This is a genomic window from Methylibium sp., from assembly GCF_013817365.1.
GTDB lineage: Bacteria > Pseudomonadota > Gammaproteobacteria > Burkholderiales > Burkholderiaceae_C > Methylibium.
Genome location: NZ_JACDCU010000516.1, coordinates 1 through 2,606, shown reverse-complemented (window position 1 = coordinate 2,606; position 2,606 = coordinate 1). Strand labels below are relative to the sequence as shown.

2 protein-coding genes are annotated in these 2,606 nt (G+C 70.9%); both read right to left on the bottom strand.

From position 1 onward, the window contains the following. Positions 1-188: 188 nt before the first annotated feature. Positions 189-1,625, bottom strand: a complete 1,437-nt coding sequence (locus H0W38_RS20685; RefSeq protein WP_292457733.1) for an efflux transporter outer membrane subunit — start codon at positions 1,623-1,625, stop codon at positions 189-191. A 100-nt stretch (positions 1,626-1,725) separates the two neighbouring features. Beyond that, on the bottom strand, positions 1,726-2,606 hold an 881-nt coding region (locus tag H0W38_RS20680), incomplete at its 5' end, for an efflux RND transporter permease subunit (protein ID WP_292457730.1).

The window sequence follows — 2,606 nt, the reverse complement described above, 5'->3', positions numbered from 1 at the left end:
TCGCTGCGTCGCGCCGGCCGGCAGCGCACGCTTCGCGAAGGCCGCGCCGGCCGGGGTTGTCACTGCGCGGGAGTTCCCGGGCCTGTATCACGAGCTGTTCAACGAGCCCGAGAAGGAGGCGGTGTTCGCGGCGATGCGGGAGTGGCTGGTACAGCGCTTCGGTTGACAGGCTGTCGCCGCTGATCGAGCTAGCGCACGCTCGACACAGTCGTCCCCCCGGCAGCCGCCGGGGCCGCCCAGCCCCCGCCCAGCGCCCGGTACACGCCGACCAGCGCCGTGGCCATGCCGGTCTGTGCCTGCACCAACTGGTCGCGGTTGAGCAGCACTTCGCGTTCGGCGTCGAGCACGGCGAGAAAGTCGCTGTAGCCGGCATCGAAGCGCAGTCGCGCCAGGACGGCCGCCTGTTCGGCGCTGCGCGCGGCGCGGTCCAGCCGCGCGGCGCGCTGGGCGTTGCGGTTGTAGCCGCTGAGTGCGACTTCGGTCTCCTCCAGCGCCAGCGCAAGGGTCTGCTCGTAGCTCGCCAGACTCTGCTGGGCGCGCGCCTCGGTCGCCCGGATGCGCGAGCGCAGCAGGCCGAAGTCCAGAGGCGTCCAGCTCACGCCCGCGCCGAGCGAGTAGACCGCCGAGTCGCTGTTGCCGAGCCTGCCGAGCGTGGCTGCGTTCAGGCCGAGCAGGCCGGAGAGCGAGATGCGCGGGAAAAGGTCCGACGTCGCTACGCCGGTGTTCGCGGTCGCCGCGGCCAGTGAACGCTCCGCCGCGATGATGTCGGGCCGGCGCGCCAGCCAGGCCTCGGGCGTGCCGAGCGGCAGTGCCGCCAGATCCGTCACCGGCAGGCCAGGGAGCGGCGCCGGCGTCTGCAGGCTTTCCAGCACTGTGCGCGGCGGCTGCGCGGTCAGCGTGGCGAGGCGGAAGACGGTCAGCTCGATGGCGCTCTGCAGCGCCGGCACGCCGGCCTCGGTGTTCTCGGTGAGCGCGCGGGCGCGGGCCACATCGAGCCGGGTGCCGCGGCCGGCGTCGAGGCGAAGCTCCGTCAGACGCAAGGTCTCGCGCTGACTCGCCAGCGACTCTTCGGTAAAGCGCAGCCGCTGCTGCAGCCCCCGCAGCTCCAGATAATTGCGTGCGGTCTCGGCTGCCACGGCCGTGTGGGCCGCCGCGAGGCCGGCGACGCTCGCCTCGACCACCGCTGCCGCCGATTCGCTCAGGCGCCGGTAACGGCCGAAGAAGTCCAGCTCCCAGTTGGCGATAAAGCCGGCGTCCCAGATGGTGCCGGTGCGCTCGCTGCGGCTTTGCCCGGGAAGCTGAGTGACCGGCTGCACCGAGCGCGTCGCGCCGGCGGTCAGGCCCACACCCGGGCGGCCCAGCGCGTCGGCCTCGCCCTGGTTGGCGCGCGCCTCCTGCAGCCTGGCCTGGGCGATGCGCACGTCGCCGTTGGCCTCGAGCGCTCGCTCGACCAGGGCCGACAGCGCCGCATCGCCGAAGCCGCGCCAGAAGACGGCGATGTCGACGGAAGCTTCGGTCCGGTTCACCGATGGCGCGCCGGCGTTGATGAAACCGCCGGCGTCCAGCACCGGCACGGGGCGCTGGTAGTCGGGGCCGACGGCGGCGCAGCCGGCGAGGATCAGCACGGCGAGGGCCGCAAGGACAGGCGCGCGTGGGGTGATCCAGGCGCGCAACCCGGATTGCGCGACAGCTCCAGATGCGAACGATGCGCTGCGGACTCGGCGCTCAAGCATGCTCGTCTCCCAGGCGGACCCCGCGCGCCGGCAGCGGCGGCTCGTGGTGAGTCACCAACGGCTTCTTCGAGCCGATCTTGCGCAGCAGCACATAGAACACCGGCGTGAGGAAGAGGCCGAACACGGTCACGCCGATCATGCCGCTCATGACCGCGATGCCCATCGCCTGGCGCATCTCGGCACCGGCGCCGCTGGAAAAGACCAGCGGCATGACACCGGCCACGAAGGCGATCGAGGTCATCAGGATCGGCCGCAGCCGCAGCCGGCAGGCCTCGACCACCGCCTGTACCGCCGTGCGGCCATGGTCCTCGAGCTCGCGCGCGAACTCCACGATCAGGATCGCGTTCTTGCAGGCCAGCCCCGCCAGCACCACGAAGGCGATCTGCGTGAAGATGTTGTTGTCGGCCGGCTGCCCGAAGAAGCCCGAGGCCCACACGCCGAAGATCGCCGAGAGGATGCACATCGGCACAATCAGGATGATCGCCAGCGGCAAGGTCGTGCTCTCGTAGGTGGCGGCCAGCACCAGGAAGACCAGCAGCACGCACAGCGGGAAGATGTAGACCATGGTGTTGCCGGCGATCTTTTCCTGGTAGACCAGCTCGGTCCACTCGTAGCCGATGCCGCGCGGCAGCGTTTCCTTGAGCAGTTGCTCCATCGCCGCCTGCGCCTCGCCCGAACTCACGCCGGGCTTGGGCGCGCCGTTGATGTCTGCCGTGTAGAAGCCGTTGTAGCGGCTCACCGTGCCTGGCCCGAAGGTCGGCTCCACCGTCATCAGCGAGGCCAGCGGCAGCATCTCGCCGCGGGCGTTCCGGATCTTGAGCTGGCCGATGTCCTCGGCCTTGGCGCGGTGAGCTGCGTCCGCCTGCACGATCA